Raw genomic sequence first — 20,429 nt, 5'->3', positions numbered from 1 at the left:
GCCACCCAGAGCGGTGAGACGCGCGACTTCATCGCCATCGAGCAGGGCGTGGTGGGCGCGGGCCTGCTCACCTTCGCGCTGGTGGGGCGCGACCTGGACATCTCCCAGGGCCGGGTGCTGCTCATCGACGCGGGCGGCATCCTGGGCGGCCTGGTGGGCTTGAGCGCGATGTTCCTGGCGCTGGACAGCGACCACGGGGACGCGCTGCTGGTGGGCACCGCCGTGGGCGTGCTGGCCGGCCTGGGGACCACGACGTTCCTCACGCGTGACTTCGATGCACCAGACAACACTCCGACCGTCTCTGTCGCCCCGGCGGCCATGGGGCGGCATGGGGGGATGGGGCTCGCGGTGCTCGGGCAGTTCTAGACTGCGGCCGCAGTCCTCCTTCGGCCTTCCCGGAGCCGCCCATGCCCGACGAGTCCCAGGCGCTGACCCTCTTGCGTGACGAGCACACGTTGCGCGTGCGACAGGTGAAGGAGTGGGGCGAAATCCTCACCGGCTTCGAGGGCCGCAACCGCTACGAGGTGGTGGGCGACGACGGACGCCCGCTCTTCTTCGCGGGCGAGGTGGGCAGCGGGCTGGGCCTGTTCCTGCTGCGCGGCTTCCTCAAGGCAAAGCGGCCCTTCAAGATGGAGCTCAAGTCCGCGCGTGGGGAGACACTCCTGCGGCTGCGCCGCCCGTGGCGCTTCTGGCTGTCCCGGCTGGAGGTGGAGGACGGCGAGGGACGGCACCTGGGCGCCATCCAGCAGCGCTTCCGCTTCTTCACCCGCGCCTACGACGTGCTCGGGCCTCGCGACGAAGAGCTGGCCCACTTGAGCGGGCCGTTCTTCAGGCCCTGGACGTTCAACGTGGAGCAGCAGGGCCGCGAGGTGGGGACCATCGCGAAGAAGTGGAGCGGGTTCGGCAAGGAGATGTTCACGGACGCCGACAACTTCGGCGTCCGGTTCAACGGCCTGCACGACCCGCACGTGCGGACGCTGGTGGTGGCCGCGACGTTCCTCATCGACTTCGTGCACTTCGAGGACCGCCGCGGCGGCAACGACTGACGGCTAGGAGTGCCGGCGCAGCGTGGGCACGCGCGTCTGGCCCTGCTCGTCACGCGGGAGTCCGTCGAACGCCGGCTCACCGACGGGCGGGGCGGGGCGCCAGCGCTGGACCTCACGCACCATGAAGAAGGCGGCGGCCGATAGAACGCCCAGGTCGTCCAGCCAGCCGAACACGGGGATGAAGTCCGGAATCGCGTCCACGGGCGACACGAAGTACAGGACGGCCAGCAGCCCGGACAGCTTGCGCCACGTCGCCACCCGAGGGTCGCGCACGTAGTGGAAGAAGCGGGTTCCCATTCCTCGAAGGCCTGCGATGTTCATACCCCTCCCTACGCATGGGGGACGCGGGTGATTGCACCATTCATGCCGGGCGCTTGCACGCCTGGTGTGCTAGCGGGCGGCGCCAGATGTCTCCTCCAGCACGTCCGCGCGGCCCGCGACCTCCAGGCGGGCGCGGCTGCCCTCGCGAAAGGGGGCCGAGGAGGCGGCGCGCACCACCAGCGCCATGCCCGCGCAGGACACGGTGAAGTCCACGTGCGCGCCCCGGAAGGCGCGCTCCAGCACCTCCGCTCGCAGGGCTCCGCCCACCGCGACGCCGTCCGTGTCGGGGACGAGCCGCAGCGCTTCCGGGCGCAGGGAGAGCATCACCTCGCCGCGCGCCTCCGTGCTCAGCGGCAGGTTGCCCAGCGCCGTGCGCGCGACGCGGCCGAAGGCTGAACCGGGCAGCAGGTTGGTGCCGCCCAGGAAGTACGCGGCGAAGGCGCTGCGCGGCGCTTCGTAGACGGACTCGGGTGCGCCCTGCTGTTCCACCGTGCCCCCGCGCAGCAGCACCAGCCGGTCCGCGAAGGCCAGCGCGTCCCCCACGTCGTGCGTGGCGAAGAGCACCGCGGTGCCTCGCGCCTTGAGCACGCGGCGCCACTCTCCGAGGACGTTGGCGCGCAGGCCGGCGTCCATGCCGGCGAAGGGTTCATCCAGCACCAGCAGCTTCGTGCCAGAGGCCAGCGCGCGCGCCAGCAACACGCGCTGCCGCTGTCCCCGTGAGAGTGTTCCGCAGGTGCGCGCTTCCAGGTCTTCCAGTTGGAACAGCGCCAGCATGCCGCGCGCGTGCGCCAGGCCTTCGCCCTTGGGCTGCACGCCCATCACCACGTCGCGCACGGTGAGGCCGGATTCGAGCTCCGCGTCGTGGAGGACGCGGCGCAGCGGACGCTGCTCCGGGGGCACGAACACGTCCGGCCCGGCGACCACGCGGCCCGCGAGCGTGATGTTGCCGGACGTCGGCTGCTCCAGGCCCGCCACCAGCCGCAGCAGCGCCGTCTTCCCGGAGCCAGAGGTGCCCATCAGCGCCACCGCGTCCCCCGGCTCCAGCGCCAGCGACACGTCGCGCACCGCGGGGGCGGCGGCGCCGAGGAACTTCAGGGTGAGGGCATCGAGCGAGAGGAAGGCCATGACGGCGGGCACACTACGGTGCGGCACCGGCCGGGCCAAGCACCGGCCACCCGACCCGGTCCCAACCTGTCCGACTGTCGGACAGGCTCGTGCGGTGTGCTCCGCGGAGGGGAATCCCAGCGAGGGCTTCCGCGCCGTGGGATTAGGCTCTTCGCCTTCCCCTCTTCCGGGAGTCCCCATGTCGCGCCTGCTCGTCGCTTGTGCCGTCCTGCTGGGAACCGCGTCCTTCGCCCAGGCCCCCGCTGCCCCTCCGTCGCAGCCCAAGGCCGCGGCCGCCCCCGCCGCACCGGAGAAGCCGAACCCGATGAAGGCCTCCGCGGAGCGCACCCAGGCCGCGCTCGCCCAACTGCCCAAGGCGAAGCCCGAGGACGTGAAGTCCCAGGACGCCATCCTCAAGGCGCTCTACGACGTCATCAGCGGACCGGCGGGCGCGGCTCGCGACTGGCAGCGCTTCCGCTCCCTCTTCTATCCGGGCGCCCAGCTCATCCCGCTGGGGAAGCCGCCGGGGGCGACCACGCTGGCGGCCCGCCCCATCACGCCGGAGGACTACGTGACGTGGGGCCAGGAGAGCACCGCGACGCACGGCTTCTTCGAGAAGGAGATTGCTCGCCAGACGCACGCCTTCGGCGCGCTGGTGCAGGTCATGAGCACCTACGAGGCGCGCGGCACGCAGGACGGGCCGCTCATCGCCAAGGGCGTCAACAGCATCCAGCTCTTCAACGACGGCCAGCGCTGGTGGGTGATGAACATCTTCTGGATCGACGAGAAGACCGCCGGCCTCACCGTGCCCAAGGACCTCACCCAGAAGTAGTCCCCCGCACCAACGAAGAGGGCCGGGTCCCGGAGCGCGCATCCCGCGTCCCGTGCCCGGCCCTCCCGTGTTTCTACCGCCTGGACTCAGCCTTCCGAGCCGGGCTCACCTTCCGTGCTGGCCGGGCCAGCCTCGTCCGCCGGAGCCTCCGGCGAAGCAGCCTCCACCGGCGCGGCCTCCGACGAAGCCTCGACGCCGGCCCCTTCCACCGGCGAGGTGGTCTCCGTCTCCTCCTCGGACTCCTCGCCTTCGGGCAGCTTGGAGATGGCCATCACCTTCTCCTCGCCGTTCTCCAGCGCGATGAGGCGCACGCCCTGCGTGTTGCGGCCGATGACGGAGATCTCCTTCACCTTCATGCGGATGAGCATGCCGCCGTTGGTGACGATCATCACCTCGTCGCTGTCCTTCACCTGCACCACGCCCACCACGCGGCCGTTCCGCTCGGTGGCCTTGATGTCGATGATGCCCTTGCCGCCACGGCCCTGCTGCCGGTACTCGGCGCCTTCGGTGCGCTTGCCGTAGCCGTTCTCCGTCACCGTGAGGATGGCGCTGCTCTGCTCCGCGGGCGCCTGGCCCTCCTCCGGCTCCTTGTCCAGGAGGTCCGCGCCCACCACCTCGTCGCCGTCCTCCAGCGTGATGCCCTTCACGCCGTAGGCCTGACGGCCCATGGAGCGGACATCCTCTTCCTTGAAGCGGATGCTCATGCCCGTGGCCGTGGACAGGAGGATGTCCTTGGTGCCGTCGGTGATCATGACGCCCACCAGCTCGTCGCCCTCGTCGATGCCCAGCGCGATGATGCCGCTGGCGCGGACGCTTTCGAACGCGCTCAGGTCCGTGCGCTTCACCACGCCCTTCTTCGTGACGAAGAAGACGTAGCGGTTCTCCGGGAAGTCGCGCGTCACCAGCACCTGCGCCAGCCGCTCCCCTTCCCCGAACTGCACCAGGTTCACGATGGCCTTGCCGCGCGACGTGCGGCTGCCCTGCGGAATCTGGTGCACCTTCAGCGAGTACAGCTTGCCCTTCGTGGTGATGGGCATGAGGTACGCGTGCGTGCTGGCCACGAACACCTTGGTGACGAAGTCGTCCTCCTTCGTCCCCGCGCCCGTCTTGCCGCGCCCGCCGCGCTTCTGCGCGCGGTACTCCGACAGGGGCGAGCGCTTCACGTAGCCCGTGTGCGACAGCGTGACCACCATCGTCTCTTCGGCGATGAGGTCCTCGCGGGTGAGGTCATCCACCGCGCCGGTGATCTCCGTGCGGCGCTTGTCGCCGTAGCGCTCGCGGATCTCCATCAGCTCCGCCTTGATGACGGAGAGCAGGCTCTTCTCATTGGCGAGGATGTCGCGCAGGCGCGCGATGTCGCGCACCAGCCCGATGAGCTCCTTGAAGAGCTCCTCGCGCTGAAGGCCGGTGAGGCGCTGCAGGCGCATCTCCAGGATGTTCTGCGCCTGGTCCTCGCTGAAGCCCGCGCCTTCGTACTTGTGCTCCAGGCCGCCGTAGGCCGGCTCCTCGTTGCGCGCGCGGCTGACCAGCAGCTCCATCTGCGCCTTGGCCTTCGCGTAGTCGATGCGGTCCAGGTTCTGGAAGCGCTCGCGCGTGTACAGCTCCGGCGACAGGATGTTCATCAGGCCCCAGCGCGCTTCATCCGGGTCACGCGACGCGCGGATGAGGCTGACCACCAGGTCGATGAGGTCCTGCGCGACGAGCAGGCCTTCCACGATGTGCATGCGCGAGAGCGCCTTGCGCAGCTCGTAGCGCGTGCGGCGCGTCACCACGTCGCGGCGGTGCGCGATGAAGCGGTCCAGCAGCTCCTTCAGGTTGAGCGTGCGCGGCTGCCCGCCGTCGATGGCCAGCATCACCGCGCCGAACGTCGTCTCCATCTGCGTCATGGAGAAGAGGTTGTTGAGCACCACCTGGTTGATGGCGTCGCGCTTGAGCTCGATGACGATGCGCATGCCCTGACGGTCGCTCTCGTCACGGATGTCGCTGATGCCCTCCAGCTTCTTCTCGCGCACCAGCTCGGCGATCTTCTCGATGAGCCGGGCCTTGTTCACCTGGTAGGGGATCTCCGTGACGATGATGGCCTCACGGTCGCCCTTCTTGTTCGTTTCAATCTCCGTGCGCGCGCGGATGGTCATGGCCCCGCGGCCCGTCTCGTAGGCGCGGCGGATGCCATCGCGGCCGGTGATGATGGCGGCGGTGGGGAAGTCCGGCCCCTCGATGAACTCCATCAGGTCCAGGACGGTGCAGCCCGGATTGTCGATGAGGTGCAGCGTGCCGCTGATGACCTCCGTCATGTTGTGCGGCGGGATGTTGGTGGTCATGCCCACCGCGATGCCGCTGCTGCCGTTGACGAGGAGGTTGGGGAACTTGGCCGGCAGGACGAGCGGCTCTTCCAGCGAGTCGTCGTAGTTGGGGCCGAACTCGACGGTCTCCTTGTCGATGTCCCCCAGGAGGTCCTCCGCCAGCCGCTCCATGCGCACTTCCGTGTAACGCATGGCCGCCGGCGAGTCGCCGTCCACCGAGCCGAAGTTGCCCTGGCCGTCCACCAGCAGGTAGCGAAGGCTCCATTCCTGGGCCAGGCGCACCATGGCGTCGTAGACCGAAGAGTCGCCGTGCGGGTGGTACTTACCGATGACGTCACCCACCACGCGCGCGCTCTTCTTGTAGGCGCGGTTGTGGAGGTTGCCCAGGTCGTTCATCGCGAAGAGGACGCGACGGTGGACGGGCTTCAGGCCGTCGCGCACGTCTGGCAGCGCGCGGCCGATGATGACGGACATCGAGTAGTCGAGATACGAGCGGCGCATCTCGTCTTCGATGTTGATGGGAATGAGCTCCCCAGCGCCGCTCGACGGAGGAGGCGCGGGGGGCGTTGCCGGCGTGTCGGTGGTGTCGTCAGCCATGGGCTCTGGAAGGTGCGGACGGGCCCCTCACGTGGGGGGCTCCGCCCGATGGGAGAGTGTTCGTAACCCCCGGATTTCCCTCAGTCAATAAGGGAAACAGGGGGGATTCGCCCCGGCTGCCCGCCCGCCCGGTTCCAGGGGTCGGAAAGGGCCTTTCCAGGGCACCCGGATGGAACATCCGGGCGGTGCGTTTTCAGCCCCACCGGAGGCCGTTTCCGGGCCCGCGTCCGGGGCCCGTTTCCAGGCCGTTCCGGGCCCGTTTTTCAGGCCTTGGGGCGGAGGTTCGCGGCCAGCCGTTCGGCCTCCGCGCCCACGCCGCCCTCGGGGTCCTTGGCCTTCGCGGTTTCGAACGCGGCGAGCGCCCCTTCGCGGTCCCCACGGAGCCTCAGGGCCACGCCCACGTTGAGGTGCGCGGAGGCGTTGTCGCGGTCCATGGCGAGCGCCTCGCGGAACAGCGTGAGCGCCTGGTCCACGTCGCCGGACAGGAGCGCCTCGCGGCCCGCCTGGACGCGCTTGTCCGCGTCGTTGACCAGCTCCACCTCGAACACGCTCTTGCCCACCACGTTGGCCACGAGCACGCGCAGGATGCCGCCCCAGTAGAAGGACAGGCCCTCCGCGGCGACGACGGCGGCCAGGGGCAGGTCGGGCAGCAGCTGCTTGCCCCGGAACTTGAAGCGGACCTTGGTGTAGCGGCCCTTGTTGGTCCAGTGGACCAGCTCGCCGCGGAGCTTCTGGAAGCCGGCCTCCAGCTGCGCCGGGTCGATTTCGAAGGGCAGCACCCGGCCCTTCGGCTCGCCCGCGGGCAGGCTCTTGGGCGTGGACTCGCGGGGGTCGGCCACGGGGCCGGAGTCGAAGACGGGCTCGGCCTCCAGCACGGGGGGCTTCGGAGAGGAGGCGGAGGCGCGGCGGGGCTCCACCTTCTCCACCTTCGCCTTCACTGGCCGGGCCGGTGTCTTCGCGGGCGCGGCGGGGCGCGCGGGCTGCTTCTTGGCCTTCGCGGGGGACTTGCGGGATGCCGTCTTTGCCATGAGGCCACTCTAAGCGACCCACTCCCCCGCCGCTCGTGAAGTCGTGCGAAGACGGCGGCGCTAGACAGGGCCTGGACGGTGGGCCCAGACGCCCACCATGAGGCTGGGCACCAGCACGCCGCCGTTGGAGCGCAGCTCGGCGGTGAGGCGGGCGGCCAGCGTGTCGATGTCCACCTCCATGGCCAGCGCCACGCCCAGCCGCTCCATGTGGGGCAAGAGCGTGCGCACGGTCTCCACCAGGGCGTGCGTGGTCTCCGCGTCCGGCGTCACGCCCAGCCGCCCGCCCACCACGCCGTCATCCACCACCAGCCCGGCCCGCCGCAGCGTGGACACCAGCTCCAGGCCCATGTGGACCTTGATGCCCACGCGTTCGCAGGTGGGCAGCATCCAGTTCCAGACACGGTTGAACAGCGGCAGCTTCGGGTGCGCCATGCCCATGGCCGCCAGCTCCAGTTCGTGCAGCGCCAGCACGCCGCCGGGGCGCAGGTGCTCCACCATGCGGCGGACGAACGTCACCGGGTCCGGCTGGAACATCACCACCAGCCGGCCGACGATGGCGTCGAAGGGGGCGCCGACGGGCAGGGACTCCAGGCTGCTCTGCTGGAAGCGCACGTGGCCCAAGCCCTGCGACCCGGCGCGACGCTGGGCGCAGGCGAGGACGCGGGCCTCGCGGTCCACGCCCACCACCTCGCCCGTGGGGCCCACCAGCTCCGCCGCGAGGATGGACACGTCCCCCACGCCGCAGCCCACGTCCAGCACGCGCATGCCGGGCTTCAAGCCGGCCCCGCGCAGCACTCCCTCCGTCAGCGGCGCGTACACCTGGGCCTGGAGCATCAACCGTCGCAGCTCCCGGTCCTCGTTGCCCTGGACGTACTCCGCGGCGGAACTCGTTTCTTCGACACGCATGTGCGACTCCGGGGTTGGAGACGACGCGCACGGTCGCAAGCCCTGGCGCCGTTCGCGCCCTCCCGGCGGTCCCGGCGCAATGACAGACAGCCATCCGCGCCCGAGCCCCGGGGGCAGGGCCATGTCCACCCACGAACAGGCCCACGTCCCGGACATGTCTCTTGTGATTCCGGGACTTCCGGGTGAAGCACCCGCGCGGTGCACGGCGTGTGGGTTGTCGCGCGGCGTGGCCGTGAAACAATCCGCGCCCTCCCCCCACCAGGAAGAGCGCATCCATGACGCGTGTCCGGCCCGTCCTCCTCTCCGCCCTGCTCGCTGCCTCCCTCGCCCACGCCGCGCCCGCCGTGCCCGCCGCGGAAGGCGCGTGGCCTCGCGTGCGCAAGGAGCGCCTCCAGAAGCTGCTGCCCCAGGCCATGGCCCGCGCGGGCGTGGACGCGTGGGTGGTGCTCTGCCGTGAGAACGACAACGACCCGCTCGCGGCCCACGTGGGCGGGGAGAACGCGGGAGGCACCGCCGCGTTCCTGTTCCTACGGGACGGCGACTCGCTGCGCTCCACCGCGCTCTCTCCCGAGGGCGAGGCCACCGCGCTCCGCGACATGGGCGTGGTGGACGAGGTGGTGGCCTTCGAGCGCGGCGCGGACGTGAACGCGCTCATCGCCGCGCGCCTCACCCAGGCGAAGCCGGCGAAGGTGGCCATCAACTCGTCGGAGCGGATGTCCATCGCGGACGGCCTGTCCGCCACGCAGCGCGCGAAGCTGGAGGCGGCGCTGTCCCCCGCGCTGCGCAAGAAGCTGGTGTCCTCCGAGGACCTGGTCTCCGAGTGGCTGTCCGTGAAGACGCCCGAGGAGGTGGACATCATGCGCAAGGCCGCGGACCTCACCGCGAAGCTGGAGGAGGAGGCGTACCGCACCGTGGTGCCCGGCAAGACGCGGGACTCGGACGTGGCGCGCTTCCTCAAGAAGCGCATCGCGGAGCTGGGCGTGGGTGACGGGTGGCAGCCGGACCAGAACCCCAACGTGAACAGCGGGCCCACGCGCGGGCACTCGAACGCCACCGACCGCGTCATCCAGCCGGGGGACTTCATCCAGACGGACTTCGGCATCCGCGTGGGCGGCACGTGGGTGACGGACATCCAGCGCTTCGCGTACGTGCTGGCGCCGGGGGAGAAGCAGCCTCCCGCGGAGGCGCTGGCGAAGTGGGAGAAGTCGAAGAAGGGCAGCCGCATCGCGCTCGCGGCGATGAAGCCCGGCGTGCGCGGCTACGACGTGGACAAGGCCCAGCGCGACTGGATGCGCGAAGCGGGCTCCGAGCCCGTGATGTGGGGCACCGGCCATCCCGTGGGCTACTGGGCCCATGACGCCGGCCCCGCCCTGTCCGGCGCGGCGTCCGGCAAGCCGCCCGCGGGCTCCTCGCTGCGCAAGCTCCAGCCCGGGCAGGTGTTCGCCTTCGACGGCTTCTACGCGTGGAAGGACGGCAGCAGCCCGGACGCGCTGCGCATCCTCTCCGTGGAGGAGATGGCCGTCGTCACGGAGACCGGCGCCGAATACCTCAACCCACCCCAGGAGCAGCTCATCCTCATCCCCTCTCCTGTCACGGCCGCGAAACAGTGAGGGCCTGAGGCCCGCCAAGCGCCCACACCCTACGACGTGGGTGGCCCCGACCCCGGCAACTCGCACCGTGGGGGTGTGGCGCGCGGACGCGCGGGCTCGGATACACTCGTGCGCATCGCGCGCGCCGCTCAGGCGCTGGAGGAGTGCCATGCCAACCGTGCTGGTCATCGACGATGACCTCTTCGTGCTCGCGACCGTGGGAGACACCTTGCGGGACGCGGGCTACACGGTGCTCACGGTGCAGTCCCCCGCCGAGGCCTTCCACCTGGACCTCACCGGCATCGCCGCCATCCTGTGCGACTACAACATGCCGGACATGAACGGCTCCGACGTGCTCGTCGCCATGCGCGAGCTGCAGGAGTGCCGCGCGCCGTTCATCTTCCTCACCGGCCACTCGGACCTGGATGACCTGCTGCCCGTGGCCATCCGCTACGGCGCGGAGCTGCTGCCCAAGCCGGTGGACCCCGCGGAGCTGACGCGGCTGTTGCGCAAGCAGATCGCCGCCTGAGCCGTTCTGGCGTACGCGCGTCTGCCCGACGCCGTCTCCGACCACCACGCCGTGGTGGCCGAGTTGGCGGTTCAGCCGAGCACGGCGACGAGCTGACGGCACTGCGCGAGCAGCGTGCCGTCCTCCGCCCAGAGGAGCTGGGTCTCCTCTGTGTAGCCCTCCGCGGCCTGGCGCGAGCGCCCGGTGCGCAGATAGTGCGCGTCCGGCGCGATGCCCTTCACCGGGAACGGCTGGAAGAACTGCACGCTGAGGTCCACCGACGCCGCGGCGCGGAAGCCGTCCAGCCGTGACAGCACGGACGGCGGATACGCATCCATCAACCCCACGCACAGCGCCGGGTCCAACGCCGTGGGAACGCGAGGCCGCAGCCACCCGCCCACCTCCGCCTCGGGACCGCCCGAGTACGGCGCCGAGCCCACGCAGTAGCGGTACTCGAAGAAGCGGCAGAAGTCCGGCATGGGCACGTCGTCAGGGACAGGCGTGAGCGCACCGGGCGCGGGCACCTTCGGCATGACGAAGTCCATGTACTCGGGAGCCCCACCGCGAGCGGCGCCAAAGGTCGCCGTGGCGACGGCCACCACGACGCCGCCGCTCTCCACTCGCGCGGTGGCATGGGTGACGAACTTGCCGGCGCGCTCGATGCGCGTGTGCAGGTCCGCCACGCCCTCCACAGCGGGCGAGCAGAAGTGCACGGTGAACGAGCGCACCTGCCGTTGGGGGTCGTTCAGCTGGTGCTCCATCGCACGCAGCACCTGCCCCGCCACCACGCCGCCGTACGCACCCCGGCCCTGATACCAGGGCGCCTCGTAGCGCGAGCGGTAGTGCCCGGGTTCCAGCGGTTCAACGAGGGTGGCGACAAGGAAGGGCGCGGTCATGATGCACCGCATCCTAGTGTTCCCGGCGTGGATGTCCCGGGGAGATGCGGGCCCCCGGCGCTACTGGATGACGAGCTCGCGCAGGGTGGTGGTCTGCTTGAGGGGCACCCAGCTGAAGACGCCCTTGCTCAACCGGGGGTACAGGTTTCCGGGTTCCGCCAGGTAAAGGCTGCTGAAGTTCCCAGCGCCGGGACGCTTCTCCGTGGTGGAGACGAGCGTCTCCTGTCCCTTCCCATCGCTGTCGGAGAAGACGACCGTGATGGCCGCCAGCGCCGACGGAGGCTCCATGTCACCGTCATGGACCGTGACGCCCTCCCGCGGCTTGGGAACCAGCCAGCTCACGGGGAGCTCCACCTCGAACCGGTCGGGAGCGGTCCAACGGATGGAGGGAAGCGCCCTGTCCTTGCGGCCGGGAGGCTGGAACCACGTGGCGACGGGCTTGCCGTCGGCGGTGCGCGCCACGCCCAACTGCACCGCGCGCTTGGAGTCCGCGTTCGGCTCGCTCCACCACAGCTCCAGGTGATCCGCGCCAAGGATGGCCTTCGCGCTGGCATCCACCGCGGGCACCGGCTGGTCGTCCTGGAGCGTCGCGAGGAGCGTCACCGTGGTGCCCTTGCGCAGCCACTGCACCTTCAGGCCCGCGTCCGCGTCGCCGCTCCAGTTCTTCTTCCCCCAGCTCACCCAGACCGGCGCGGGCGGCGCCGGATTCTGCGTACCGGAGGCGAGCATCGAGGCGGACCGGTTCGGGACAGGGTCCTCGGTCTGCGATTCGGAGTATTCGTAGGACGAGAGCTCCGTCCGCTGGGAGACCAGGTCCATGCTCCACGCGTGGTACCGGTCACCGGTGTCGCCCCCCACCAGCAGGGGCCCCTTGTTGTCGAACAGCAGGGACACCGCCCCCACGTAGCCCGTCAGGCCATTGCCCGCGAGGCGGAGGGAGTTCGGCCGGCCCTTCGTCTTCGATGACGGCGCGCTGGGACAATTGACGTGATCAATCGGGCCCAGCCCTCCACCACGCATGGCGAAGCGCTCGCCGGTGGCCAGCCCCACCAGGATGACGGGCGTCGTGGTGCCGGGCCCTTCTGCATCCTTGAAGTCGTAACAGACGACATCGTCCTCCTTGCCGTCCCCATCCAGGTCAAGCTGGAAGCGTTCGCGGACGACGACCTTCTCCGCCTTCACGCGCGCATCGAACCAATCTCCGAAGGACTGTGGAGCCGAGGCGGCCGGAGTGGCCGTGACGAGGAGACCGAGCAGCGAAAACCAATGGGGCGTGTGCATGAAGGACCGTGGCTCAGCCCTGGTACGACTCGTCCTGTTCGATGCGGCTGAGCACCCAGTCGAACTCGCCGGACGTCACGCGCGCCTGGCAGTGCGTGCAGTGGCCCGCCATGTTGATGGACAGCGGGGCGCCGCACGACGGGCACTTCTTCTGCGTGGAGGGCTTGCCCTGCACGCCCCGGCCGCGGATGAGCGTCCAGTACTCGCTGTAGGCGCGCTCGCGGGAGCGGCTGCCCCCCACGACCTGTCCGTCCCGGTCCCGCACCGTGTAGTCCAGGCTGGACGCGAACACGCGCAGGGTGACGGCGTCGAAGTACTCATCCCGCGTCACCCGCGCGAGCACCAGGTTCGTGATGTGCGCGTTCTCCGTGATGTTGCGCAGGCCCGCCTCACGGTAGGCGTTGATCCAGTACAGCTGCGTCTGGAAGAGGTTGTCGCTGAGGAAGGGCCGCATGCCCTTCCACTCGCGCGCGGCCCACGCGGTCTGCATCTCGTGGAAGATGAACTCCAGGCGCTTGCGCAGCGCCAGCGGCGTCGCTTCCGGGTCGTCATGCAGCAGCGCGTTCAGCCGCTCCTGCGAGCGCGAGTCCTTGATGGTGGGCAGCTCCGTGCCCTGCTCCTCCGTGGTGCCGGTGAGCTGAGGGCCGCGCCGCTCGCGCTCCTGCGACGCCACGCGCGTCACCACCCAGTCGAACTCGCCGGTGTTCACCACCGTGTCGCAGTACGAGCACTTGTGGCCGTGCACGGACTCCAGCGGCGCGCCGCAGTTCGGGCACTTGAAGGCGCGCACGTCCTCGGGAGGCCGGGACTTCGCGGACGCGTCACGCTCCAGCAGCCACTCCTCCGCGACGTACCAGCTCTGCTCGGAGCCGGAGGAGACCTCCGTGTAGTTGGCCTCGAAGCGCAGGACGACGCGGACGCGCTGGCTGTTCGCGCTGATGCCCTCCACGGACTCATACGTGACGGCGCCCACCACCACGGCCTTCACCGCGTCCGGAGTGCCCAGTTCGTGGAGCGAGTCGATGGCGCCGTCGGACAGCCAGCCGCCCAGCGTGTCCAGGCGGCCGCCGCCGCGCGCCTCGTGCACGCGGGCGAAGAGCGAATAGACGAAGTCCTCGAAGAGGACGATGGAGAACTCCGGGTCCAACGGCTGCACCGACCCGTCCGAACCCTTGGGCCCCACGCGGGCCAGACGCGCGAGCTTCGTGCGCAGCGAGCCCTGGCGTTGGGGCGGCGGAGGCGCATGGGGCGTGGTGGTGCTCCAGTCCCTCTGCCCCGCGCCCGACTTCATGTTCATGACGACGATGGCCACCACGCCCATGATGACGATGAGCAGGCAGAAGCCCCCGAACGCCCCGCCTCCATCCGAAGACGACGAGCCACTGGAGCTGTAGTAGCGGGGGCCGGAGCTGTACGAGGACCGGCTGCTGCTGGAGCCGAAGGAGGACGACGAGCTGCGGCTGCTCGACGAACTGCGGCTGCTCGACGAGCTCCGGCTGCTCGACGAGCTGCGGCTGGAGCCCCGATAGGAGCTACCACCGCCGGGGCGCGCCTCCGCGTCCGGGATGGAGGCGAGGCCCAGCCCGAGGAACAGCGCGACCGCGAGAAGGAGGACGGAGTGGGAGCGCCTCACGCCACGGCTCCGGGCATGTCCGGCAGTTCGTTCACGTCATCCTCCAGGCGGGGCAGCACGCGCGAAAGCGGTGCCTGGATGCGGCGCAGGGCCTGGAGAAAGGGCTCGGGCGCGGTGGACGCGGCCAGCGCGGCGGACAGCTGCGTGAGCGCGTCCTGCCATTCCGCCCCCATGAGCGAGGTGTCCACGCCGTAGTCGGTGACGACCTCCACGCGGCGCTCGAAGAGGGAGACGAACACCAGGATGCCGGTGCGGCGCGACGTGTGCGAAACGCCCAGCTCCGTGAAGGCGGCCTTCGCGGCGGTGCGCACGGAGTCCTCCTGGAGCTTGCGCGGGGTGAGCGCGCGGCGCAGCGACGGCAGCAGGCGGCCGCCCATCACGCCCGCGGCGTAGGCCAGGAGCACGACGGGCGGGAAGGCGAAGAGGTGGACCTCCTGCGGGATGAACAGGAGGACCAACAGCATGACGAAGGCGACGGCCGCGCCCAGCCGTGCATCGGTGTGGGCGTAGTCGCCGGAGGCGCGGCGCACGGACACCACCACCTCCGCGGCGGTCTGGGACTCAATGGCCGCGACGGCTTCAGCGGCCTGGGTGCGTGCGGCGTCTTCGAGGAAGGTCGTGGCCATCGTGGGCGGGCACTATAGCCAACCCACGCGACACGCTCCTATGAGGGCAGCTGCCAGTCGATGGTGTGCTGGCCGTGCTTCTTCAGCGCGGCGTTGGTGGTGCTGTACGGCTTGCTGCCAAAGAAACCCTTGCTCGCGGACAGCGGCGAGGGGTGCACGCCCTCCAGGACGACGTGGCGCTTCTCGTCGATGAGGGCCTTCTTCTTCTGCGCGGGCTTGCCCCAGAGCAGGAAGACGACGGGGTCCGCCTTGGCGCTGACAGCGCGGATGACCGCGTCGGTGAAGGGCTCCCAGCCGTGCTTCGCGTGGCTGTTGGGGGAGGCCTGGCGCACGGTGAGCACGGTGTTGAGCAGGAACACGCCCTGCTTCGCCCAAGGGATGAGCGACCCGTCGCGAGGCTTCGGCGCGCCCACGTCGCTCTGGAGCTCCTTGAACATGTTCACGAGCGAAGGCGGAGAAGGCACACCGGGCTGGACGGAGAAGGCGAGTCCATGGGCCTGACCCGGGCCGTGGTAGGGGTCCTGGCCCAGGAGCAGCACGCGCACGTCCGCGTAGGGCGTGAAGCGGAACGCGGAGAACACATCCTCCTCCGATGGGAACACGGTCTGTTCCTGGCGTTCCTTGCGCACGAACTTCTCCAGCTCCGTGAACGACGGAGCATGGATGGCGTCATGCAGCACTTTCTTCCAGTCCTCGGGCAACCCATCCGCCAGGCTCATTGCGTCCCTCCGTGGGCCGCACCCTAGACCAGAGTTCTCGAACCTCGATCACCTGACGGCGCGAACGGCCTTGTCGGTGGCGTTGAGGTCGAAGGCTTCAGGGTCAAGCGAGCCTCCGACCCACTCGAGCATTTCCTCATGCTCCTCGTGCTTGGGGTCCTGAAGAATCTCGAGCAGGCGCTCGTAGCCGGGGATGCCGCCGCAGTCATCGGGAGGTGCCGCCCGCTCTCCTGCGGTGCATGCGGGGTATCTGCTCCCAGGTTCGGGCGGCTGCACCTTCTTCACGCGAATACGGTGCACCCAGTCGTCACCGAAGTCGTAGATGTAGCCGAAGATGTTGCGAGCGTGCGGGGCGATGTCCGTGACGGTGTACTTGCGCTCATCTCGCAGCGGAGGGCCCCCGAAGCCGAAGTCATCGGAATCCCCAGCAGCCCGACGGCCGTATTGCTGCCGCGAGGTGTCCTCGAACATGTGCATGTGGCTGTGGGTCCAGCCGAAGGACTCTTGCAAGACGTCGTGCAGCTTCGACAGGGGCATGTCGCTGCGAACGTGAAGCTCGCGCCAGATGGCCGGCTGGATGCCCACCAACTCGACGTGCAGCACGTGAATGGAAGGCGCGGCAGTCGTCTTCTTTCGGGAAGCCATGGACGAGGGCGCATGTAACCGCTCTCGCCATGAAGAGAAAGTGTCCTGACAGTCCCTTGCGGCTGAGTCGTACGAAAACGAAGAGACTGCTGCGGCTGAGCCGCAAGGTCCCGGACGTCTGCACCGCGCTGCGCTTCCTGGCGGTCGTGAGAGTGGGAAGTGGCCTGTCGTGCCGTGAGGTTGCCCGACAGCTGTGCTGTGCCCCTTCGACGGTCGTCTGCGCCGTGAAGCGCTTCCGCATGCATGGCGAGGAAGGCCTCTGGGACAGGCGTGCCGAGAACGGCACGGCCAAAGTGGACGAGGACTTCAAGGAGGCCCTCCGGGCAGCCCTCCTCGGCACGCCCCAGGAGTGCGGCTGGCAGAGGCCCACCTGGAGCCGTGAGCTGCTCTGCCTGGAATGGGCCGCCGGGGCGCGTCCGCGGTGTCTGTGGCCACGATGGGAAGGGCGCTCAAGTCGGTAGGGGCGAGCCTCAAGAGGCCCAAGCCCATCGTGCTGTGCCCCTGGCCTCGAATGAAGCGCCAACGGCGCATATTCCAGCTGCGCAGGTTGGCGGCGGCGTCCTGCGCCCGAGAGCCAGTCTTTTACGAGGACGAGGTGGACATCCACCTCAACCCCAAGGTCGGTCCGGATTGGATGTTGAAGGGCCTCAGGCGCAACGTGCTGACGCCCGGCAACAATGAGAAGCGCTACCTGGCGGGTGCCATGAATGCCAAGACACGCAAGGTGACGTGGGTGAAGGGCGCCAGCAAAGCCAGCTCCCTCTTCATTTCGCTGCTGTGGCGGCTGGCCACCGAGAACAAGCAGGCGCGCCGCATCCACCTCATCCTGGACAATGCCTCCATCCACGACAACAGGAAGACGCACCTGGCTCTGGCCCAACTGCGTGGCCGAATCGTCCTGCACTTCCTGCCGCCCTACTGCCCCGAGGAGAACCGCATCGAGCGCCGCGGGCTCGACCTGCACGCCAACGTCACTCGGAACCATCGCTGCAAGTCGATGGACGAATTGCTGGACAACGTGGATGCCTACCTCCAGGCGCGGAACCTGAGCTATCCCCTCATTTGAAACTTCCCCTCGGAGAACGCACGGGCAGCCGACCAAGCGAGCTCCGAGGGGGAATCAGAAATGAGGGGATGCATCAGGCGCGGAACGACTCCGGCGAGTCCAGTCCAGCCCTGCGTCGGTCCTCTCCCCTCGCCGCATAGGTGTTCGAGGATCGTGAGCGGTGGTTTAGGGTCCGTGAAGGCGTCCATGATGCCGCGCTGGTACGGCAGCGAGCGCCAGCGCCCGGGCTCCGCGGCGGACTCGGCGGACAGGTGGAAGTACCGGTCCGCCCACTCCGACAGGGACAGACGGGGCGGGGGCTTCCACGCGGCCATGGCGGCGCGGACCACGCCGTCGATGTCGGCGTGCTCGCTCATCGAGGGGGATCCCTCTCGCGCTCGCTGCGCGCCACGGAGAGCAGCGCGTACCCGGCGATGTCCCGCCAGGGCGACTCGCCCAGCGCGTCGCGGTCCGTGGCGATCCGGAACAGCTTATCCAGCACGCGAACGACGGTCAGCGCGTCGTCCATCCGCTCCGGCGGGATGCCGTCCGGGTACAGGATGCGCATCACCGCGCCGGACTTCCCGAAGCTGTCCCCGTGGGCCGCCTGCTTCGTGGTGACCAGCGCGCCGATGGCCGCGCCCAGCTCCCCGTAGTCGCTCATCGCTTCCTCTTCCGCTCGTCCGCCAGCAGCCAGCGCAGGTGCAGATCGTGGGGGCGCACCAGCATCCGAGCCGCGCGGCGTACCCAGGCCAGCGGGCGCGTCACGACGCGCTCTCCGCGAGCTCGTCAAGGGCCTCCCGCACTAGGTTCTCCAGCGTCCCGACGTCGGAGGCGGTGAGGTGCGGCATCGCCTGGCGCGCCCGGGACGGGACGCCCAGCAGGTGCGTCCGGCAGGTGCGGAACACGTCCTCCAGCTTCGCGCGGACGTCGCGCGCGGGGACGAGCTCCCCGGCCTCCTGGCGGTAGTCCAGCTCTGCCTGCCTGGCCTGCCAGTAGGTCTTGATCCGCGCGGCCTCGTTGCTCGACAGCTCGGAGTCAGGGGGCACGTCGGCGGGTAGTGGGGCAGGGCGAGGGCCGGCCGCAGGCGCCTTCGAGGCGGCGAGCTCGCGCGCGGCCTCGCGTTCGCGGACGGAGATGGGCGCTTCCGAGTAGCTGGTGTTCCGCGCCCACTCGCGGTCTGCGAGGGCCACGTCCACCACCTTGCCGTCCCGGACGGACTCCCGGAGGCGCCCGGACTCGATGGCCGCGCGCACCGTTTCGTGGTGCGCCCCGCGGTGGCGGGCGTAGGCGCGCATGGCCAGGGGGGGCGTGCAAGCGCACTCGCCCGGCGGGCAGCCGTTGGTCTTCGCTGGTGCGCTCTTCGAGCCCATCCTCCACGGGGTACCACCAGGTGGCGGAAGCCGGAACTTTGACCGGGCTACGGCGCTGGGGGCGGCGGGACCTTGGGCGCCCTGGACCTAGCGAGATCTCGCGGTCTGCGCACCCGTAGGCAGTGTACCCCTATGTAGGACCCAGACACATGGGGCGGGTGCGCCTATATGCGACAGTGTAGTCAAAAATTACGTCAGGGCTGAAATTGGCGCACGTTGTTCTGCATCGGGGCGTCAGGTGGGGAGCGGGCGGGGTGGGGTAGGGATGGGGGTAGGTAGCCCTTAAGCTCTTGATATCATTCACTATCTACCTACCTACCCAAGGGATATACACACATATAGGGCAGTACCTCTCAGGAAACAGGTATTACATAGACACACAAATTAGATGACGCAGATCGGATCAGTGTCTCTGATCTATAGGAGATCAGAACAGGTTAGGGGAGGGGGTGGGGAGGTACGTTTCTAGTAGTTACGAGTACTTAAGCGATCGACGCAGGTAGGTCATACATATGCAGTGCCGTGTGTCAGCGTATGTGGAGGTGAGGAATATTCAGAATAATGTCCAGATAATTCGCACCCGCAGAGGGCAGCATAAGCATATGAGACGACCCGTGTGGTACGTAGATATAAGCAGGAATGCGCAATTGCCGGGATAGTCACCCCGCCGGCCGTTTAATCGCACTCTCCGTGCGGCAACTCATGCATGAGTGCGCGGCCCGGGGCGGATAATCGCTGCCACGCCGGCGTAACCGGGAAGCCCTCCAGGGCGCCTCACTGAAGGAGCTCACCTGGCTGCCGCGCTGTTCGCGCCGTTGAGGCCCGCGCGGCGAGTAGGCGTCTTGCCAGGTGGCAAGTCAGCCCTGCAATCGATTGCAGCGGTCCCCCGGCCAGCGTGGACGCCTTGCCACCTGGCAAACAGGGGCGCGCCCGCTTGTCACACTGGATGCCCGCGGCCCGTCTAGCCTACGGCGCTTACAGTAGGGCCGTATGGGGCGGGCTGGTGCTGCCCGCTAAGCGGCCGATGTTGCTGGGGTACTGGAGGGCAGATTGCAAGATTCTTGCGTGTTGTTACCATCTATGGCAACAACCCGAGGAAGTGACTGGACCTCGAAAAATCGCGATGGACCGTGGGCCGACGGCCAAGTTGCGGATCGTGTGGGGTGCCGGCAACAACGAGCGGTACCTGGGCGAAGAGTTCTTCGACGGTGAATGCGACGAAAAGCAGCGATCGCAGTTCCAGGCCACGTTCCAACTGGTCGCTGACAACGGGCAGTGCAGGATCGATACACTGTATAAATATCCGCTGCCTTATTGCGGGAATCTAGGCGAATTCAAGGTCCACAAGAAACGCCTGTTTTTCTATCGCGACGGTAACGATTTGGTCATCACGCATGGGGCGACCAAGAAGACTGGAAAGACAGACCCGAATGATATCATCAGGGTCGAGCGCATCGAGAAAGAGATTAAAGCGAGGGAAGAGCAGTTGAAGCAATCCGCATTGAGGGTTCACCCACAAGACCGAGGCAAAAAGCGATGAAGCAAGCCAAGTATACTGCTGGTTACGCTGCGGCGTTCCGCTTGCTCGACAGCTTTCTGGGACTCCTTGAGCAGCGCGGGATGAAGCGAACGGATCTGGCGAAGAAGCTTGGGGTTGAGCGTTCCGCCGTGACTCGTTGGCTGTCCCCCAATCGCAATCTGACTGTCTTTACGGCGGCCATGATTGCCGAAGCGCTCGGCGCCGAGCTTCAGTTCGTGCTCGTTGACCGCGAGGCGCAGAAGGCCGAGGCGCCTCCGGTCGAGACTGTTCAAGCTTCGCCGGAGCCGCGGCGCGAGTACCGGAAGGCTCCTGCGCCGCGCCACACTTACATCACGGAGACCGCTTTGCCGGTCGCCGTCTCGAATCTTCGACTGTTCAGTCGAGGGGTCGAGACGTCGACCACGCAGGGCGAATACATCCATCTGCACTCCGTTTGA

General features: G+C 68.6%; 22 protein-coding genes and 1 pseudogene. 9 read left to right on the top strand and 14 right to left on the bottom strand.

What is annotated here, in order from left to right:
• Positions 1-366, top strand: a pseudogene (locus tag D7Y11_RS02665) (hypothetical protein); the annotation flags it as partial.
• Positions 367-407: 41 nt separating this feature from the next.
• Positions 408-1,046, top strand: coding sequence for a phospholipid scramblase-related protein (locus D7Y11_RS02660; RefSeq protein ID WP_121751573.1), 639 nt, complete (start codon positions 408-410; stop codon positions 1,044-1,046).
• Between the two features lie 3 nt (positions 1,047-1,049).
• Here the strand turns inward: D7Y11_RS02660 and D7Y11_RS02655 are convergent, their stop codons facing one another.
• Positions 1,050-1,343, bottom strand: a complete 294-nt coding sequence (locus tag D7Y11_RS02655) for a YkvA family protein (RefSeq protein WP_121751574.1) — start codon at positions 1,341-1,343, stop codon at positions 1,050-1,052.
• Between the two features lie 93 nt (positions 1,344-1,436).
• Complete coding sequence (locus D7Y11_RS02650) at positions 1,437-2,492, bottom strand: ABC transporter ATP-binding protein (RefSeq protein WP_126932952.1); 1,056 nt, start codon at positions 2,490-2,492, stop codon at positions 1,437-1,439.
• Between the two features lie 178 nt (positions 2,493-2,670).
• Between D7Y11_RS02650 and D7Y11_RS02645 the strand changes: the two genes are divergently transcribed.
• Positions 2,671-3,303 carry a nuclear transport factor 2 family protein gene (locus D7Y11_RS02645; protein ID WP_121751576.1) on the top strand — a complete coding sequence of 211 codons (633 nt, stop codon included), beginning with the start codon at positions 2,671-2,673 and terminating at the stop codon, positions 3,301-3,303.
• Positions 3,304-3,389: 86 nt separating this feature from the next.
• Here D7Y11_RS02645 and gyrA read toward each other — a convergent pair whose 3' ends face one another.
• The 3 genes from gyrA to D7Y11_RS02630 form a co-directional block, all read right to left on the bottom strand.
• Positions 3,390-6,203 carry a DNA gyrase subunit A gene (gyrA, locus tag D7Y11_RS02640; protein ID WP_121751577.1) on the bottom strand — a complete coding sequence of 938 codons (2,814 nt, stop codon included), beginning with the start codon at positions 6,201-6,203 and terminating at the stop codon, positions 3,390-3,392.
• Positions 6,204-6,466: 263 nt separating this feature from the next.
• Positions 6,467-7,231 carry a tetratricopeptide repeat protein gene (locus D7Y11_RS02635; RefSeq protein WP_121758243.1) on the bottom strand — a complete coding sequence of 255 codons (765 nt, stop codon included), beginning with the start codon at positions 7,229-7,231 and terminating at the stop codon, positions 6,467-6,469.
• 60 nt (positions 7,232-7,291) lie between these two features.
• Entirely contained in the window at positions 7,292-8,137 is an 846-nt protein-coding gene (locus D7Y11_RS02630) for a class I SAM-dependent methyltransferase (protein ID WP_158628994.1), read from the bottom strand.
• Positions 8,138-8,412: 275 nt separating this feature from the next.
• Here D7Y11_RS02630 and D7Y11_RS02625 point away from each other — a divergent pair, with 275 nt between their 5' ends.
• The gene (locus D7Y11_RS02625; protein WP_126932951.1) at positions 8,413-9,747 is read left to right on the top strand and encodes a Xaa-Pro peptidase family protein; all 1,335 of its coding nucleotides are present in this window, start codon (positions 8,413-8,415) and stop codon (positions 9,745-9,747) included.
• Between the two features lie 148 nt (positions 9,748-9,895).
• Positions 9,896-10,255, top strand: coding sequence for a response regulator (locus tag D7Y11_RS02620; RefSeq protein WP_120594668.1), 360 nt, complete (start codon positions 9,896-9,898; stop codon positions 10,253-10,255).
• Between the two features lie 71 nt (positions 10,256-10,326).
• On the opposite strand, the gene D7Y11_RS02615 is transcribed toward D7Y11_RS02620, so the two are convergent.
• Genes D7Y11_RS02615 through D7Y11_RS02585 form a run of 6 tightly spaced genes read right to left on the bottom strand, consistent with a single transcriptional unit; the run spans position 10,327 to position 16,034 of the window.
• A complete protein-coding gene (locus D7Y11_RS02615) occupies positions 10,327-11,130 on the bottom strand; it encodes an acyl-CoA thioesterase II (RefSeq protein WP_120580049.1) in 804 nt (267 codons plus the stop codon).
• Positions 11,131-11,190: 60 nt separating this feature from the next.
• On the bottom strand, positions 11,191-12,411 hold the full coding sequence (locus D7Y11_RS44080; protein ID WP_233597362.1) for a hypothetical protein: 1,221 nt from the start codon (positions 12,409-12,411) through the stop codon (positions 11,191-11,193).
• Between the two features lie 13 nt (positions 12,412-12,424).
• Entirely contained in the window at positions 12,425-14,044 is a 1,620-nt protein-coding gene (locus D7Y11_RS02605; RefSeq protein ID WP_158624531.1) for a TIM44-like domain-containing protein, read from the bottom strand.
• Positions 14,041-14,670, bottom strand: a complete 630-nt coding sequence (locus D7Y11_RS02595; RefSeq protein WP_121751580.1) for a hypothetical protein — start codon at positions 14,668-14,670, stop codon at positions 14,041-14,043. The genes D7Y11_RS02605 and D7Y11_RS02595 overlap by 4 nt, the downstream gene beginning before the upstream one ends.
• Positions 14,671-14,708: 38 nt before the next feature.
• Positions 14,709-15,389: a uracil-DNA glycosylase gene (locus D7Y11_RS02590; RefSeq protein ID WP_120594663.1), complete on the bottom strand. Its 681-nt coding sequence runs from the start codon at positions 15,387-15,389 to the stop codon at positions 14,709-14,711.
• A 48-nt stretch (positions 15,390-15,437) separates the two neighbouring features.
• Positions 15,438-16,034: a plasmid pRiA4b ORF-3 family protein gene (locus D7Y11_RS02585; protein WP_126932950.1), complete on the bottom strand. Its 597-nt coding sequence runs from the start codon at positions 16,032-16,034 to the stop codon at positions 15,438-15,440.
• Positions 16,035-16,063: 29 nt separating this feature from the next.
• On the opposite strand from D7Y11_RS02585, the gene D7Y11_RS44075 reads away from it, so the two are divergent.
• A complete protein-coding gene (locus D7Y11_RS44075; RefSeq protein ID WP_233607179.1) occupies positions 16,064-16,495 on the top strand; it encodes a helix-turn-helix domain-containing protein in 432 nt (143 codons plus the stop codon).
• The gene (locus tag D7Y11_RS02580; RefSeq protein ID WP_306770409.1) at positions 16,432-17,100 is read left to right on the top strand and encodes an IS630 family transposase; all 669 of its coding nucleotides are present in this window, start codon (positions 16,432-16,434) and stop codon (positions 17,098-17,100) included. The genes D7Y11_RS44075 and D7Y11_RS02580 overlap by 64 nt, the downstream gene beginning before the upstream one ends.
• Here D7Y11_RS02580 and D7Y11_RS02575 read toward each other — a convergent pair.
• The 3 genes from D7Y11_RS02575 to D7Y11_RS02565 form a co-directional block, all read right to left on the bottom strand.
• Positions 17,085-17,456, bottom strand: coding sequence for a hypothetical protein (locus D7Y11_RS02575; protein ID WP_126932949.1), 372 nt, complete (start codon positions 17,454-17,456; stop codon positions 17,085-17,087). The two genes, D7Y11_RS02580 and D7Y11_RS02575, sit on opposite strands and share 16 nt — an antisense overlap.
• The gene (locus D7Y11_RS02570; protein WP_126932948.1) at positions 17,453-17,743 is read right to left on the bottom strand and encodes a hypothetical protein; all 291 of its coding nucleotides are present in this window, start codon (positions 17,741-17,743) and stop codon (positions 17,453-17,455) included. The genes D7Y11_RS02575 and D7Y11_RS02570 overlap by 4 nt, the downstream gene beginning before the upstream one ends.
• A 100-nt stretch (positions 17,744-17,843) precedes the next feature.
• Positions 17,844-18,452 (bottom strand): hypothetical protein, encoded by a 609-nt coding sequence (locus D7Y11_RS02565; protein WP_126932947.1) that lies wholly within the window; start codon positions 18,450-18,452, stop codon positions 17,844-17,846.
• Positions 18,453-19,575: 1,123 nt separating this feature from the next.
• Between D7Y11_RS02565 and D7Y11_RS02560 the strand changes: the two genes are divergently transcribed.
• Together D7Y11_RS02560 and D7Y11_RS02555 are read left to right on the top strand one after the other, a co-directional pair.
• Positions 19,576-19,992: a type II toxin-antitoxin system RelE/ParE family toxin gene (locus tag D7Y11_RS02560; protein WP_158641884.1), complete on the top strand. Its 417-nt coding sequence runs from the start codon at positions 19,576-19,578 to the stop codon at positions 19,990-19,992.
• Positions 19,989-20,429, top strand: coding sequence for a helix-turn-helix transcriptional regulator (locus tag D7Y11_RS02555; RefSeq protein WP_126932945.1), 441 nt, complete (start codon positions 19,989-19,991; stop codon positions 20,427-20,429). Before D7Y11_RS02560 ends, D7Y11_RS02555 begins: the two co-directional genes overlap by 4 nt.

This window comes from Corallococcus sp. AB018 (assembly GCF_003986945.1).
In the GTDB taxonomy this organism is placed as follows: Bacteria; Myxococcota; Myxococcia; order Myxococcales; family Myxococcaceae; genus Corallococcus; species Corallococcus exiguus.
Note: the sequence above shows the minus strand (reverse complement) of the source record. Positions and strands in the feature narration are given on the sequence as shown.

Bases quoted from the DNA above. Each gene is read 5' to 3' on its own strand.
- D7Y11_RS02660 (WP_121751573.1), top strand. From the start codon at position 408: ATGCCCGACGAGTCCCAGGCGCTGACCCTCTTGCGTGACGAGCACACG.
- D7Y11_RS02655 (WP_121751574.1), bottom strand. From the start codon at position 1,343: ATGGGAACCCGCTTCTTCCACTACGTGCGCGACCCTCGGGTGGCGACG.
- D7Y11_RS02650 (WP_126932952.1), bottom strand. From the start codon at position 2,492: ATGGCCTTCCTCTCGCTCGATGCCCTCACCCTGAAGTTCCTCGGCGCC.
- D7Y11_RS02645 (WP_121751576.1), top strand. From the start codon at position 2,671: ATGTCGCGCCTGCTCGTCGCTTGTGCCGTCCTGCTGGGAACCGCGTCC.
- gyrA (WP_121751577.1), bottom strand. From the start codon at position 6,203: ATGGCTGACGACACCACCGACACGCCGGCAACGCCCCCCGCGCCTCCT.
- D7Y11_RS02635 (WP_121758243.1), bottom strand. From the start codon at position 7,231: ATGGCAAAGACGGCATCCCGCAAGTCCCCCGCGAAGGCCAAGAAGCAG.
- D7Y11_RS02630 (WP_158628994.1), bottom strand. From the start codon at position 8,137: ATGCGTGTCGAAGAAACGAGTTCCGCCGCGGAGTACGTCCAGGGCAAC.
- D7Y11_RS02625 (WP_126932951.1), top strand. From the start codon at position 8,413: ATGACGCGTGTCCGGCCCGTCCTCCTCTCCGCCCTGCTCGCTGCCTCC.
- D7Y11_RS02620 (WP_120594668.1), top strand. From the start codon at position 9,896: ATGCCAACCGTGCTGGTCATCGACGATGACCTCTTCGTGCTCGCGACC.
- D7Y11_RS02615 (WP_120580049.1), bottom strand. From the start codon at position 11,130: ATGACCGCGCCCTTCCTTGTCGCCACCCTCGTTGAACCGCTGGAACCC.
- D7Y11_RS44080 (WP_233597362.1), bottom strand. From the start codon at position 12,411: ATGCACACGCCCCATTGGTTTTCGCTGCTCGGTCTCCTCGTCACGGCC.
- D7Y11_RS02595 (WP_121751580.1), bottom strand. From the start codon at position 14,670: ATGGCCACGACCTTCCTCGAAGACGCCGCACGCACCCAGGCCGCTGAA.
- D7Y11_RS02590 (WP_120594663.1), bottom strand. From the start codon at position 15,389: ATGAGCCTGGCGGATGGGTTGCCCGAGGACTGGAAGAAAGTGCTGCAT.
- D7Y11_RS02585 (WP_126932950.1), bottom strand. From the start codon at position 16,034: ATGGCTTCCCGAAAGAAGACGACTGCCGCGCCTTCCATTCACGTGCTG.
- D7Y11_RS44075 (WP_233607179.1), top strand. From the start codon at position 16,064: ATGAAGAGAAAGTGTCCTGACAGTCCCTTGCGGCTGAGTCGTACGAAA.
- D7Y11_RS02580 (WP_306770409.1), top strand. From the start codon at position 16,432: ATGGGCCGCCGGGGCGCGTCCGCGGTGTCTGTGGCCACGATGGGAAGG.
- D7Y11_RS02575 (WP_126932949.1), bottom strand. From the start codon at position 17,456: ATGAGCGAGCACGCCGACATCGACGGCGTGGTCCGCGCCGCCATGGCC.
- D7Y11_RS02570 (WP_126932948.1), bottom strand. From the start codon at position 17,743: ATGAGCGACTACGGGGAGCTGGGCGCGGCCATCGGCGCGCTGGTCACC.
- D7Y11_RS02565 (WP_126932947.1), bottom strand. From the start codon at position 18,452: ATGGGCTCGAAGAGCGCACCAGCGAAGACCAACGGCTGCCCGCCGGGC.
- D7Y11_RS02560 (WP_158641884.1), top strand. From the start codon at position 19,576: ATGGACCGTGGGCCGACGGCCAAGTTGCGGATCGTGTGGGGTGCCGGC.
- D7Y11_RS02555 (WP_126932945.1), top strand. From the start codon at position 19,989: ATGAAGCAAGCCAAGTATACTGCTGGTTACGCTGCGGCGTTCCGCTTG.